Source organism: Methylophaga sp. OBS1, from assembly GCF_026319365.1.
Genome location: NZ_JAPDMS010000001.1, coordinates 1,099,356 through 1,113,924 on the forward strand (window position 1 = coordinate 1,099,356; position 14,569 = coordinate 1,113,924).

11 protein-coding genes are annotated in these 14,569 nt (G+C 49.9%); 2 read left to right on the forward strand and 9 right to left on the reverse strand.

Going from position 1 to position 14,569, the window contains the following annotated elements; genetic code table 11:
- Positions 1 to 276: 276 nt before the first annotated feature.
- The 6 genes from OMQ46_RS05355 to OMQ46_RS05380 form a co-directional block, all read right to left on the reverse strand.
- A complete protein-coding gene (locus OMQ46_RS05355; protein WP_266235201.1) occupies positions 277 to 819 on the reverse strand; it encodes an NMCC_0638 family (lipo)protein in 543 nt (180 codons plus the stop codon).
- Between the two features lie 118 nt (positions 820 to 937).
- Complete coding sequence (locus OMQ46_RS05360) at positions 938 to 1,273, reverse strand: hypothetical protein (RefSeq protein ID WP_266235200.1); 336 nt, start codon at positions 1,271 to 1,273, stop codon at positions 938 to 940.
- A gap of 66 nt (positions 1,274 to 1,339) precedes the next feature.
- The gene (locus OMQ46_RS05365; protein WP_266235198.1) at positions 1,340 to 2,110 is read right to left on the reverse strand and encodes a CPBP family intramembrane glutamic endopeptidase; all 771 of its coding nucleotides are present in this window, start codon (positions 2,108 to 2,110) and stop codon (positions 1,340 to 1,342) included.
- A gap of 114 nt (positions 2,111 to 2,224) precedes the next feature.
- Positions 2,225 to 2,773: an STM3941 family protein gene (locus OMQ46_RS05370; protein ID WP_266235197.1), complete on the reverse strand. Its 549-nt coding sequence runs from the start codon at positions 2,771 to 2,773 to the stop codon at positions 2,225 to 2,227.
- A gap of 74 nt (positions 2,774 to 2,847) precedes the next feature.
- Positions 2,848 to 3,471 carry a hypothetical protein gene (locus OMQ46_RS05375; protein WP_266235195.1) on the reverse strand — a complete coding sequence of 208 codons (624 nt, stop codon included), beginning with the start codon at positions 3,469 to 3,471 and terminating at the stop codon, positions 2,848 to 2,850.
- 492 nt (positions 3,472 to 3,963) lie between these two features.
- Positions 3,964 to 5,145, reverse strand: coding sequence for a pyridoxal phosphate-dependent aminotransferase (locus tag OMQ46_RS05380; protein WP_266235194.1), 1,182 nt, complete (start codon positions 5,143 to 5,145; stop codon positions 3,964 to 3,966).
- Between the two features lie 422 nt (positions 5,146 to 5,567).
- On the opposite strand from OMQ46_RS05380, the gene dksA reads away from it, so the two are divergent.
- Complete coding sequence (gene dksA / locus OMQ46_RS05385; protein ID WP_266235192.1) at positions 5,568 to 5,990, forward strand: RNA polymerase-binding protein DksA; 423 nt, start codon at positions 5,568 to 5,570, stop codon at positions 5,988 to 5,990.
- Positions 5,991 to 6,078: 88 nt separating this feature from the next.
- On the opposite strand, the gene OMQ46_RS05390 is transcribed toward dksA, so the two are convergent.
- The 3 genes from OMQ46_RS05390 to OMQ46_RS05400 form a co-directional block, all read right to left on the reverse strand.
- Positions 6,079 to 10,122 carry a translocation/assembly module TamB domain-containing protein gene (locus OMQ46_RS05390; protein ID WP_266235190.1) on the reverse strand — a complete coding sequence of 1,348 codons (4,044 nt, stop codon included), beginning with the start codon at positions 10,120 to 10,122 and terminating at the stop codon, positions 6,079 to 6,081.
- A complete protein-coding gene (locus OMQ46_RS05395; RefSeq protein WP_323135138.1) occupies positions 10,123 to 11,871 on the reverse strand; it encodes an autotransporter assembly complex family protein in 1,749 nt (582 codons plus the stop codon).
- Between the two features lie 87 nt (positions 11,872 to 11,958).
- The gene (locus tag OMQ46_RS05400) at positions 11,959 to 12,876 is read right to left on the reverse strand and encodes an AraC family transcriptional regulator (protein ID WP_266235189.1); all 918 of its coding nucleotides are present in this window, start codon (positions 12,874 to 12,876) and stop codon (positions 11,959 to 11,961) included.
- Positions 12,877 to 13,042: 166 nt separating this feature from the next.
- On the opposite strand from OMQ46_RS05400, the gene OMQ46_RS05405 reads away from it, so the two are divergent.
- On the forward strand, positions 13,043 to 14,563 hold the full coding sequence (locus OMQ46_RS05405) for an aldehyde dehydrogenase family protein (RefSeq protein WP_266235187.1): 1,521 nt from the start codon (positions 13,043 to 13,045) through the stop codon (positions 14,561 to 14,563).
- The last annotated feature ends 6 nt before the right edge of the window (positions 14,564 to 14,569 follow it).

Below are 14,569 nucleotides of genomic sequence, written 5' to 3' on the forward strand. Positions count from 1 at the left end.
CCAGCGCTTTGGGATATCAACTGCAGCAATTTGCCAGGGTCCTATCTATTGTTTCCAAAATGAATGAAATGCGTTCGTCAATATTAGTACGCAGCACTTCCGATGTTTCGTATCCCCACTGCAAATACCACTTTTTCATGCCCGCAACCCACATGCAGAAGCCAAGTCAAAGTCGCTGGGGTTTGATGGGTTCTTCAGTTGTCATCAGTGCATTCTTCGGCATAATGCTTCATTCAGCCGAAGCGTTAGCGGTCAGTTGCAATGTCTTGTTAGGCATTACAGTAAACTCGTACTAAAAGCCACCTGATAACTACCAATAACCTTGGTGACTGCACTCATGACAACGCTTACTTCTTTCTCAGGTAATTCCACAGTGAACTGATATGTCTTGAGTTCATTATCTCCAGCAAACATAGGAATGCTCTTTGTAGAAAACTTCCATCCAGATTTTTCCGAGATACGATTAATACTGTTATTTATGTGTGTGATGTAATTAGCAACGTCTGTCTCCTTAATAAAAACAGTACAAACACCATCATTTCTGTATGCGACAGCGTAATTTCCATCTCGTGAACTAAACGACCATGCCTTTCCATCCGAGCCATTCAGAAAATGCTTAGATAACTCAGATGGCAGTGGCGCTTTTATTTTCATTCCATTAGTCATGAAGTCATCAAGAGCATTGGCATCCCCGGCATTTTGTACGCAGCTTGATAAAGAAAAGTTTGCACCGAAAAACTCAGGGTCACTCGCATTTGACTGACTGCACCCTGAAACTATGATTAAGAGAGTTACAAAAAGTATAGCTTTTACTTCCATGTTTTATTTCCTTTGATGCCTAACGCCAATATTAAACGGCCGACTTGCCGGAGCAAGGCGGCCCGGTGGAGGCCCGCCAGGGCCGGAACGAACTTGAATGACTGGTTATGTGCTTGGACTACTGGGAACACGGTTGTAGCGAAAAAACGAAAAGCCCAAACCATACATTACCAAGCAATATCAGCAATTTGATCGCACCCCGAGCAAACGCGGGAATATTTTGATAGCGGTATAAATAGCCTATGACCACCCATTGCGCAGCCAGCCACACGGCTGAGAAATACAGGATGCCTTTGTGACACTCTATTTCAGAGGCGGTGTAATAGGTATACCACCAACCCGAAACCATACCCGTGGTGAGAAGAACGAGAATCGCGCAAGACAGCCGATTGCGCCAATGTGGGTATTCCGTGCTTAAAAGCTTTTCCTTTGCTTCGGTCAATTTTCCCGCCATTCAAATCTATTCAGGAACTGCCACAAAAACGCCTGCAATCACGCGCTTGTCGCGTCCTTTGCTTTGTTATGCCAATCCTAAGCTCAAAACATAGCTCACTAAATGTGCGAAAGCGTGAGCGATGATCGCCGCTTCCAAGCCATACCGCCAATACAGGTAACCGAACAGCATCCCGAAGGCGGTATTAGCGCCGACGATGAACAGCACCACGTAGCCCGTCAACTCCCCAGTCTGCATTGCTACCGCTGGTAAATGGCCCGCGCCGAAAAGCAGCGCGCTCACGACGATGGCCAGCCAGACATAGCGAGGCCGGGGAATACCGCTTCGATGTTGCAGGAACCGCCATGCCAGCCATACCAAGACTGTCATTAGCCCCCACCGTAAAAGCAGCTCCTCTGTGACCCCGCCATAGAGCACACGCGCCATTATCGGCACTGTAAATGGCTGATCCACCTCAGCGAGGATCGATGGGAGTCCGAAACCGCCAATCGCGAATAGCCCAACTCCCCCCACGACCCCGGCGACCAGACCGGGAAGGAGCTGCGGCCGAAGGGCCGACCTGATCGAGCCCGCAGTCACCGCGGCCTCAAAAGCAGCAGCTCGAAAACCAATTTTCGGCGCCAGCACCACGCCCAACCACACCGCGACAGCGACTAACAGCGCACTCTGCGCAATACTTGCAATTAACACCAACCATAGGGGCGCGGCAAGCGTCACGTCAGCCATAAGTTGTGGTAGCACAGTGACTGTGAGCGCGACCACGCCGAGCATGCCCGCAACCCACATGCAGAAGCCAAGTCGAAGTCGCTGGGGTTTGATGGGGTCTGCAGTTGTCATCAGTGCATCCTTCGGCATAACGCCGCATTCACCGGCTTGTCCGGTGCAATGCTTTGTTAGGCTTGCTTTTCCTCGATTTTTTAACTTTCCATTAAAAACTCAAGAAGAGTATTGTTAGGCACCTGAACCATATTTGCTAAAGCTGTTTTCTACGAGTTCTAGTAACTTCGAATAGCTGATTTTTAGTGAATTTGATGATATAGCAATTGGACTGCCAACCATTTTCATGTTTGCATTGTTTAAGGCACGCTTCATTGCGCCGCCCCGATCTACATATTTTTTGGGATCTTGGACATGGATTATTAGCATTTTTTGTCTTTGGATCTGATATTCGCTAAAACCCGATATTTCCGCCCATGGGATAAGCCCGGCAGCTACACCGCTTGAATTATCCGTGATGCCCTTATGATTGAAGATTAGCCCCGGCTTTGAATCGAAGAGTTTAGTGATGCCATAAGCGGCACATAGACCGAAAAACGCCATGCAGATGTAGCCAACTGCATGGGCTATTTGAGGGTTGCTGTATTTGCGTGAAGATTCGATTTGTTCGGAATCTAATGTGGTGAGCCAAAGACCTCCAACCACAAATGCCAGTGACCCAGCAATCATCAGAATGATTTTAAATTTGCTGAGCGCTATTACTATTTCGTCTTCGTTTTGCAACGTACTCTCCTTGGTGCCTAATGCTTCATTCAACCGACGCGTTAACGGTCGGCTGGAAGGACATGTTAAAAAACTCAAAAGCAGTCTTCATTCGAGTAAACATCTATCAGAGTTTGATTTGAGCTATTATTCACTTTCTCCTTGCGGGTGTTGAATACATCGAAACACACGTGACGTTCCTGATCAGCCAATATCTTTGGTGCTGAGCATCCAACAAAGGTTTTAGATTCTCTGACAGAATTTCCAGTTAAGGTCTCAGCAATACAGACTTTATGTTTGTTAGGGTCATTTTCTTCAGGGATTAATAGTGGACCATAGGTATAGCCCCTTCTAGAAGTAAAATTGACCTTATAAATGACGTCAACCTTCTTTTCTCGTAACCAGACCGGAAACCATAAGTTCTCATGCTCAAGAATACTGAGCACAACCGTGTGATCACCATCAATCAAGCCTAAAGCAAATGGGCAGCGTATATCTTTTCCATCATCTCCCTTGCAGCTTAGACCACGAATGTCTTGATTGTCGACGGACTTTGTATAGACAGTAGTGTTCGAAAAAAAATGACCTGCTAGCACTCTAACTAATAACGCGACTTCCTGATTTGTTTTTTTGGGACCTGAGTATGTCGGAGCATGATCTGGAAAAGTAGTACAAGCCGATAACAAAAGTATTGTCAGGAGGAAGTAAATGAATTTCATTATGTGTTTCTAACAGCCTGTTAATAAGGCCGTTGGCCTCATAATAAATATTATCGGGCGGCCTTTTAATTTTCTGGCAAGAAATGCCTGGTGCTCGATAAGTCTATGTAAACATGGTAGAAATGGAAAAAAGATTCTTTTCAAGGAGAAAAGAATCGGGCCGACTATACGGATTATTGTCGGGTTAGTTATGTGGTTATTCAGGGATGAGGTCGCTTCCATGCAAAACAAATCTCCATTTCTCAACGCCATTCAACAATTTATGATGGTCAGGCGAGATAGCCTTGGTCTTTCCATGTTGTAGCCTAATATTTCACAGGCTTGGGCTTGTGGCAAGCGATCGGTGGATTGCTGCGTCGTCACCTCCTCGCAATGACCAACGTTTTATTAAGCTTTCGCTATGGTCGGCTTTGTCGTTTACGCTTCAAGCATGAAGGAGTCTGACGGTTTGCTTAAGCGCAGCCTTCTGATTTCATTGCGCATTTCCTTTCATCATAATCTACCTAATGCTTTACCTATTCTCTCTGCCGCCTCAAGCAGTCGCTCTTCACTGGTGGTATAGGCAAAGCGACAATGTTTTTCTGCTTCGAAATTGCCGAAATCAAGGCCCGGTGTAATGGCCACGCCTGCTTCTTTGAGCAGGTAGCGTGACAGAGCCATGCTGTCTGGGACTTTTTCGTTTAATAACGTTGAACAGTTAGCATAGAGGTAGAACGCGCCCTGGGGCTTGACGGGTATATCAAAACCGATTTCCCTCAAAGCGGGTAGCAAGGCATCACGGCGCTGCTGCAGGATTTGACGGCGTTGCTCAAGGATAGCCAGAGTCTCACCTTCAAAGGCTGACAGTGCCGCATATTGCGACATGGTAGGGGCAGCGAGATAAAGGTTTTGTGCCAGGCGACCCATGACTTCGGTGTAGCCATCGGGCACGACCAGCCAACCTAATCGCCAGCCGGTCATGCCGAAGAATTTAGAGAAGCTGTTTATCACAAACGCTTCATCATCGACTTGCAGGGCGCTGGGTGCGTGGAAGCCATCGTAGGTCAGGCCGTGATAGATTTCGTCAACGATGAGAGTGCCCTGCTCTTTTTTTACCGCCGCTGACAAGGCTGCCAGTTCAGATTTGGTCAATACGGTGCCAGTTGGGTTGGATGGTGAAGCCACCAGGGCAAGACGGGTGTTTGCATCCCAATGTTCTTCAACATGCTGTGCTGTGAGTTGGTAATGGCTCTTTGCCGTGACCGGAACGGCATTGACTTCTCCCTCCACAAACCGGGCGAAATGGCGATTACAGGGATAGCCCGGGTCGGCCAGCATGACTTTGTGGTCTTTATCAAGCAAAGCCCCCATGACCAGCAGCAAAGCGCCGGAAGCACCGGGTGTAACGATAATCCGATCCGCTGAGACCTTTACGCTATAGTGGGTTTGATACCAGTCCGCAATGGCTTGTCTGAGCTCGGGCAAGCCCAGTGCCGGTGTGTAATGGGTCCGGGCATCTTCGAGCGCCTTGATGCCAGCTTCAATAATCGGCTTTGGTGTCTCAAAGTCAGGCTCTCCGACTTCCATATGAATGATGTCATGGCCGCGCGCCTGCATGGCTTTGGCCTGGGCCAGAATATCCATCACATGAAATGGTGAAATGGCCTGTGCCCGTTTGCTGATTGGCCTGCTCATGAATCTCCCTTGAAAATTAGACGCTTACTCGAACGATTACCGGCAAGGATAAGAGTAATGCTGCACGCTGGCAAAACAATCCTGAATCAGGCTTGATCTCAGGCTTTTTATCTGGCGTATGATGGGAACATTGAAAGTCATAAAGCGACGTTGTGACCACGTTGTCACAAACAAAAACCAGCATTTTTGTACGCTAAAATGGACTTGGCACTGGGTTATTATGATGCGCGATTGATTGCGCCGGCGCACATGAGCACTGTCAATCCGCGAAGTGTTGAGTGTTTATCAAAAACAGCCGCTTTTTATTAGTTTATTCGTGATTTTTGACTGTTGAATTGGGCTAAAATGGAATTTTAGTTTTGCACATGCGAGGGCGTTCTGGTATAGATTCGCCCTTGGTTTTATAAGTATGAGGTTTCAACATGGAAAACACTCAAGCCGACGCTAAGTTCACTCCTTACCAGGAGCAGCCAGGCGAAGAATACATGAACGACGCTCAGGTTGAGCATTTCCGTCACATTCTGCTGTCATGGCGTGCTCAGTTGCGTGAAGAAGTTGACCGTACTGTTCACCACATGCAGGACGAAGCAGCGAACTTCCCTGACCCCAACGATCGTGCCACTCAGGAAGAAGAGTTCACGCTGGAGCTGCGAACCCGTGACCGTGAACGCAAACTGATTAAAAAAATCGACGAGTCGCTGGTCGACCTGGAAAAAGGTGATTACGGCTTCTGTGAATCCTGTGGTACCGAAATCGGGATTCGTCGTCTGGAAGCTCGTCCTACAGCAACACTGTGCATCGACTGTAAAACGCTGGACGAAATCAGAGAGAAAAACCGCGTTTGATGCCTGGCGGGCTCAAGCTGCTTGCAGCCTGCTTTAAACCTCATACGCTAGACAAAAGCCCTGCAATGCAGGGCTTTTTTTATTTGTGTCAGTCTTCAGGTCCACCACGCTCAAAGGTATAGAGCAAATCCACCCCACTCTCGGTGCCGGATTCCGCTTTCAGGGACCATATTTGACTGAGCTGATAGCGCAACTCAACGGTGCTGACGGATTCGAACACACCAATGCCATAACTTAAATAGAGTTTTGGCGATAGATATTTACCCACCTGCACCGCGGCATTCTCGGCGCTATCACCTTCAATCGAAAACTCATCAAGTCCAAAGGTGCTGGCAATTTCGTCGCCAATCATCGCGCCATTCTGCAAGCCCATACCGGTCGCTGCTGAGGCTAATAAAGCGGCGTCGGTGGCACTGGCCTGATTCAACGGTTTACCCAGCAGCAGGTAGGACAATATGTCGTCCTGGCTCATGCTCGGATCAGAAAACAAATCCGCCTGTGGTGAAGCAGCTGTGCCCTGTATTCGCAGCCCGGCCTGGTAATCTTTGCCTTTACGCACCGCTTTGATATCCAGTTCGGGGTTGTCAATGGGACCGCCGGCAAAACGGATACTACCATCATCAACATGCAAGGTCTGCCCATAAGCGATGTAGCTGCCGTCTTTGACCATAATCTCGCCATTCGCCAGCAAGATATCGCTGGTTTTACCGAAGACTCTCAATGAGCCTGTCAGACGACCCTGAAAGCCCATCGCCTTAAGTTTCACTTTATCTCCCAGGCTGACCGTGATATCGATTTCCGTCACCGCCGCAGACTCATCGATCTTTTCTTCATCACTGACAACCACCACATCGCGGCTGGGGCTGACGGTCGAGTTAAACTGGGTCGGCTCAATCTGGGCGCGTGGAATATGCACTTTGCCGGTTACCAGGGTCTTTTGCGGCGTCACAGACACCGTTAACTCCGGTTCGGCAATCACCAAGGCCTCAGGCGTATTCATGGCCTCGAATTCCCGTCCCTGGATGTTGGTCGTCAATTCCCAGCTGGAGTCTGTCAGTCTGAAGACGCCATCCCCCATCAGACTGCCACCGCCTGAACGCGCCTGGAAATCAAAGTTGACCGTATCGGTATTGCCTTTAACACTCGCCTGAATTTGTTCCAGCACGATCCCGGCATCGACGATAGCGACTTCACCCTGCTGCAGGCAGGCTTGGCCCTGAATTGCAGGCTGGGCCAGTGTGCCACTGATATCGAGATTGATATCAAGCTGACCCTTTAGGTCACCAAAGGCCGGGTGTGATAACTCCAATTGCGACAAATCACGCACTGCGGTGGTGATATTACCGTCCAGTGCTGCTTGTTCAGGATGGTTGATCAGCGTCGACAAGCCCGCAGTCTCTAATTCGGCATGCACTGCCGAAACGCCATCCAACTGAGGCTCGAGATGGAAACTGGCTGTACTCTTATCGGCATCGATTTGATAGCGCAGACTGACATTGTTCAATGGCACCGGCTTTTGCTGATTCAGTGCGGTCTGGTTCATTTGCAGACTGGCATCGTCCAGATTGATTTCACCCTCACCGATGATCACCGATTGTTCATCTGATGCCAGAGAAAACTGCCCACGCAAGCGGCCCTGAAGCTGTTCGATTTCGACCACAAAGGCTTCAAACAGGCTGAGCGGGAGATCAGCGAAGTGACCAGCAGCCTGCCACTGCTGGTCCTGATGCCTGGCCTCAAGGCAGAACTCGCCAGTGGACGATGACCAGCAGTGTAATGGCACAGTCTGCTTTTGTGCTGAGAGCGTCATCAGCCCTTTTTCGCTCAACTGCCATTGTCCTGCCTTATCATTGCTGAAACTCAATTGCTGTAACTGGCCCTGCCAGACCTGTTCGGTATCCAGCCCGCCACTGGCTTGCATTGACAGGTCAAGTGGTTGGGAAACAAGTGTGAGCTCGATATCATGCTGCTGTTGTTTGCCCTCGATGTTCAGATTGAGACTTTCAGCTGTCAATTGCGGCAGCCTGAGATTCTGCAATGCAATATCTGCATTCAAGTCCGCGTTCTCTGCCAGAGTCATTGTGGCCGTGCCATTCACCTCTCCTGCCTGAACCTCACCATAAGCGATCGCTTTGCCGTTTAACCGAAGCTCGGCGGCGGGCATTTCCAGCGTGCCGGAGACAGTACCGTCTGCATCAAGGCGGCCCGACACCCCAGGATAAAAATCTTGCAAATCAGTAGATTGCAGCGACCATGTAAAGTCGAGACTCTCCTGCTGAAGCTGACCGCTGGCAGCCAGGCTAGATTGTCCGGACTTCAGTCTCAAATCGCTGACATTAATGCGCTGTTCGCTATAACTGACAGCGCCGTTCAGCTTGAGTGGTCGGTCACGTAACTCACCATCAATGGCAATATCCTGCGCATCAACCTGAATGCCTGTGTCGGGTGCGGAGACCCTGATTGCCGCATCTCCACTCAAACTACCCGGCCAGTCAGCCGCTAACAGGCCAGGATTGAGTTCATTTAATGCCAGTTGACCGTCGACCCGAGTATCCCCCTGCCACAACAACGGGCCCTGATAGCGCATCGAGCCTTCTGCCAGTTGAATCATCAGTTCAGCAGCATCAAAGCCACGACTGGTCTCCCCACTGCCGTTGGCCTGAATACTGGCTTTGATATCGTCGATGAGCAGATCGGCTTTTGTTGATAGCTGCAAAGTTTCGGGGTTGCCATCCAGTTGAATCTGACCCTGTTCCAGTTTGATAACGCGTTGAGCCAGATTTTCCGGTAACACGATATTCTGCCAGTCGGCATCAAGCTGATACTGCATCGGCGAGGCCTGCCAGTTGACCATGCCGGTCGCATCAAGGCGACCTTGAAAGCCTTCAACTTGCATTGACTCGATTTGCAACTGACTCAGACTACCTGTCGAATCAGCTGACACATGCAGGGGTTGCTGTTCCCAGTTCAAAGTCGATTTGAGCTGTGCCTGATAATTTTCCATTGTGCCAGTCACAGAAAGCGAACCGTCAGGGCTTGTAACCAACGTCTGGTCGCCCGTTAACGGCCAGCTGAGATTTTGCCACGAAGCAGTCAGATCCGCTTCTGGCGACTCGCCGCTGATATTGACTTTACCGGCAAGCTTCAGCGTCTGAGCTTCACTAATGGCTGTGTTGAGGGCCAGTTGCCAGTTTTCCAGGTCATCGGAATTAATATCGGCATTGACAGCAAGCGGCGGCAGCTCGGATTGTAATACACGGCCACTGATCTGGGCATCAACACGGTTCAGGCTGCCTTCGGCCCCGATATCAAGTGCTTCAAACCGGGTGGGCTGGTCGGGCATCACCGCCGCCAAATCAATCTCATCGGCTTTAGCTTCGAGCGTCCACTGCAAGTCATCGAGTACATCGGTTACCACCACCGTTTGCTGCGAAGCCAGCGGTTCGGAGACCTTCTGTTTCAGAATGAGCTTCTCGATATCACCGTTTATATTGCCATCCAGCTTTAAGGGCGCTTCAAACAACTGCTTCAATGTAACGTGATAGTCGATTGATGCCGGGTATGGCGACTGAAGTGCCAATTTACCATTCAGGCTGGTCTCCAGGTCGTCACGCACGACTGATAATTCGTTGATGATCAGCTCGTTATCATTGAGTGCTGCATTGGTACTGAACGTGTTGATCAGAGGCGTTTCCTGACCTTGTTCATCGATTAATGCAACATCTGTGAGATTGAAACTGGCTATTTTTATCTGCAGTGGTAACTGTAGCTCGGGCAGATTTAACGCCCCCTCTTCAGCCGTTGTCTCGCTGGCGACGGTATAGATATCAAGTTTATTGATGCTGAGCGTATCGATCTTGAGCGTGGCACTGAGAAGCGCGGCAGGCTGCCAGTCGAGGTCGACCTGTTCGATCTCTGCACCGCTACTGTCCTGAGGGCGATACTGAATCCCCCGTAGAGACAGATTACCCAGCACACGACCCTCAGCCTGGTTAATCTGTAACGCAGGGACGAAACGTTCGCTGAGGCTGACCAGCGCATTCAGTCCGGACTGCGTTCCCAGCAACCAGGCGGATGAAAACAGTATCAGCAGCAGTAAAATAATGAAGGAATAAAGAAGCTTTTTACGCATTTAGAGATCCGGGCCTATCACGATATGAAGTCCGATCGATTCATCCGTGTCTGACAGGGCTTTGGCAATATCAACCCGGATTAGTCCAACCGGCGAACGCCAGCGCACACCGACACCGACACTGTATTCAATCGGGTCACTGAAGCTGTTGTAGGCATTACCGAAGTCAGTAAAGACGGCGCCACCCCAATCACCCAGGAACATATTTTCATATTCCAGGCTGCCGACAGCCAGATAACGGCCGCCTTCGACTTCACCATCATCCCCTTCCGGTCCCAGCGACTGGTAGTCAAAACCGCGGATGCTGTTATCGCCACCGGCGAAGAAACGTAATGAGGTCGGTAGTTGTTCGAAATCATTGACCTCGGTCGCGCCGATAGACGCCCGGGTAATGATACGGCTGCTTTCGCCAATGCTACGGATATATTTACCGCGTAATACGACCTGCCCGAAAGTCACATCTGACAGTAGCGCCTCTGACGCGCCAGACAGTGATAGTGTCAAGCGTCCGCCATGGCGGGTGTAGAGGGTATTATCAGCCCAGGTCCTGCTCCATGAAACGCCGGGGATGAGCAGCAAAGTTGATTCACTGTCATCAGACACATCAAAGTCTTCCTGCAACAGTTTCAGTGAGCCGGTTTCATCCCAGCCAAAGCGTTGTCGCTTGTAATAGCTCCCGACCGCAAATGATTGACTCTCACTGGTATCGGTATCCTGCTGTTTATATTCTGTGTTGAAACCGACGGTATTAATAGTCTCGCTCCAGAACGGCATGATGTAATCAGCAGACAGACTATTGGCAACCTGCGACAGTCTGGCATCAGCTGTCAGACGGTGACCACGATCATTGATGTAGCGATTCTCCCAGCCCAATGCGAGTCTCGCACCGGTGTCGGTGCCATAGCCGAGGCCGGCAGTGTATAGATGTTTGGGTTTCTCGTTCAGACTGACTGTAAGCGGCACCTCGCCGTTCTCTCGTTGTTCGCGCTCTGCACGGACCGATACCGAGTCAAAATACCCGCTGTTGCTCAGATTATTCCGCATTGAAAGCACTTGAGCATCGGTATAGGCATCTCCCGGCGCTATCGGCTGCAATTTCAGCAGCAGTCTTTCACCGATCACCGTATCCGGATAATTAATCTGACCGAAATGGTAGCGCTCACCGGAATCGTAATATAAATAAACATTTGCCAGATATTTATCAGGATAGACTTTAACTTCTGCCCGCGTCATTTCTCCATCAAAATAACCCCGGCTGGCGGCGAGGCGCAGGATCGATTTTTTAGCACTCTCGTATTGCTGATGATTGAGTTGCTGACCGGACTCCAGAGCAAAATCTTCAATTAGTTTTTCAAATTCGGGATCGGTCTCCGCCTCACCGCGGATCTGCAGATCCACTTTTTCCAGTGTGACGGCCTGGCCCAGCTCAATCTGGTAAGTGGCTTTCCAGCCTGAATCAAGCTCGCTTAGTTCACCCTCAATGCTGGGCGAATAGTAGCCATAAACGGTCAGCATCTGCTGAAGAGACTCCAAACCGCTTTGATATAGCTTTTCCACATAACGCGGATTCAGCCGCTCGCTGTTCTTCTGCTGTTCTATAGTGAGACCGTTTTTTAACGTTTGGGTCAGCTCTGGATCAACACCATTAAGCTCAACATTGATCCGACTGTGCTCTTCTGCACGCAAAGGCAGACTGAGCATCACTAAGACAATAAAAATGGTACGAAAAACGACTGGCGTTATCGACAAAACTCAAACCCATGAAAAGTGCTAAGAGAATCACATTATGACAGCCAAGTAGGCGGTTGCCATAATTCTATGGATAGGCCCTCGGCCTTATTCGTTGCCTGATAGCAGCCGATACTGACTGGGTGAACAGCCAAAGAAACGGGTAAAGCGACGACTGAAGTGACTTAAATCGTTGAAACCAAAGCTGTAACAGGCATCAGTGACACTTTTACCGGCGCGTATGGCCTCTGCCGCCGATTTCAATCGCAGTTGTTGCTGAAATTCGCCCGGGGTACAGCCCAGCTGTTTTTTGAACTCAACATAGAGTCGGCTGCGGCTCATACAGGCGCGACGACAAAGCTGATCGACATCCAGCGGCGTAGTCAGATTCTGTTCCAAATAGTGAATCGCGGCAGTGACGCCGGTGGCATCGGGATCCTGCTGACAATAGCTCAACAATACTTCACGACCCTGTTCCCTGAGCAAACGGATAACCAGCTCAGTGACGCCCAAATCGAGCATGATCTCCTTATCTGGATTATTCTGGGTATATAGGGACACCATTTTCTCCAGTAACTGCTGAGTATCGGTGGTGTGATGGGTGTGAATAATTTTGGGTTGGTACTCCCAACTGTGGTCAACCACTTCCAGTCGGGTCAGATCGCGCATTCGTTCTGAAATGTCGCTGATGCGATCTTTTGATATTTCTATTGTCAAACAGGTTGTGGGTGCTTCCTCTTTGGCGTCAGGGAAATCAATTTCCACATAATCGCCGGGCGGCATCACATAGGATTCATGCGGGAGAAACAGCTCGCCATCCTGATGACGCAGATCATGCATGACTTTACGGCCACTGACCATGCCACAGAACAGTAATTGCTCAGCCGCAAGGCCGACACCAGTGGCAGCACGATAGGTATCGTAAATGCTCAACGCTGAGTCAGGACCTGCAAACTGCAATTTGTTTTCGATCAGTAATTGTCGTTTTTCACGCCGTTTTGACAGCGAGAGTTTCTCAATCTGCATCGTGAGTTCTTTAATACGTTTGTCACAAAATTTTGGAACTGTTCTGGACTATAAGTCAAGTGATTGGGAATTACAGTCAAGCGTATTGATAAGGGTGGGATTTATCCTGCATCATCACTCTTATATTAATTATTAGATCATTAGCACACACAGAGAGAGAAAAACCATGATTTACGCTAAACCAGGAACTGAAGGTTCCGTTGTCAACTTCGACAAACGCTATGATAACTTTATCGGTGGCAAATGGGTGGCCCCGGTCAAAGGCCAGTATTTTGATAACGTCACCCCCGTTACCGGTGAAGTCTTCTGTGAAGTTGCCGAATCAACTGAGGAAGATATCAACCTGGCGCTCGACGCTGCCCATGCGGCAAAAGATGCCTGGGGTAAAGCCTCCGTTACTACCCGATCCAACGTTCTGCTGAAAATCGCTGATCGCATTGAAGAAAACCTGGAAATGCTGGCCGTGGCAGAAACCTGGGATAACGGCAAAGCCGTTCGTGAAACCCTGAACGCCGACGTACCGCTGGCGGCGGATCACTTCCGTTATTTCGCCGGTTGTATCCGTGCGCAGGAAGGCACCATGGGTGAAATCGACGAAAACACTGTCGCCTATCATTTCCATGAGCCACTGGGTGTTGTGGGCCAGATCATTCCCTGGAACTTCCCGCTGCTGATGGCAGCCTGGAAAATTGCACCTGCACTGGCTGCCGGTAACTGCATCGTGATGAAACCAGCTGAATCGACCCCGGTGTCGATTCTGAAACTGATGGAAGTCATTGGTGATCTGCTGCCACCGGGTGTACTGAATATCGTCAATGGTATGGGCCGTGTTGCCGGTGAAGCCCTGGCTTCCAGCAAGCGTATTGCCAAAATTGCCTTTACCGGCTCGACGCCTGTCGGCTCGCACATCATGTCCCGCGCCGCGGAAAACATTATTCCATCGACTACAGAGCTGGGCGGTAAATCGCCGAACATCTTCTTCGAAGACATCATGCAGCAGGAAGAAGACTTCATTAACAAAGCGGCTGAAGGTATGGTTCTGGCCTTCTTCAACCAGGGTGAAGTCTGCACCTGTCCGTCACGCGCGCTGATTCAGGAAAGCATTTACGATCAGTTCATCGCCAAGGTCATTGAACGCGCCAAAATGATTAAGCGTGGTAATCCACTGGATACCGACGTTCAGGTGGGTGCTCAGGCCTCACAAATGCAGTTCGACAAGATTATGGAATATGTCGACATTGGTAAAAAAGAGGGTGCTGAAGTTCTGATGGGTGGCGAAGTTGAACAGCTGGGCGCTGAATTCGACAGCGGTTATTACATCCAGCCGACCCTGATGAAAGGCCACAATAAAATGCGGATCTTCCAGGAAGAAATCTTTGGCCCGGTGGTGTCAGTCACTACCTTTAAAGATGAAGCTGAAGCGCTGGAAATCGCCAACGATACCGAGTTCGGTCTGGGCGCCGGTGTCTGGACCCGTGATATGAACCTGGCTTACCGCATGGGCCGAGGCATTCAGGCCGGTCGTGTCTGGACCAACTGCTATCATGCCTACCCTGCTCACGCTGCCTTTGGCGGTTACAAGAAGTCAGGTGTCGGTCGTGAAACCCACAAAATGGTGCTTGAGCACTATCAGCAAACCAAAAACCTGCTGGTCAGCTACAGCACCAGCCCGCTCGGCTTCTTCTAGAATCCG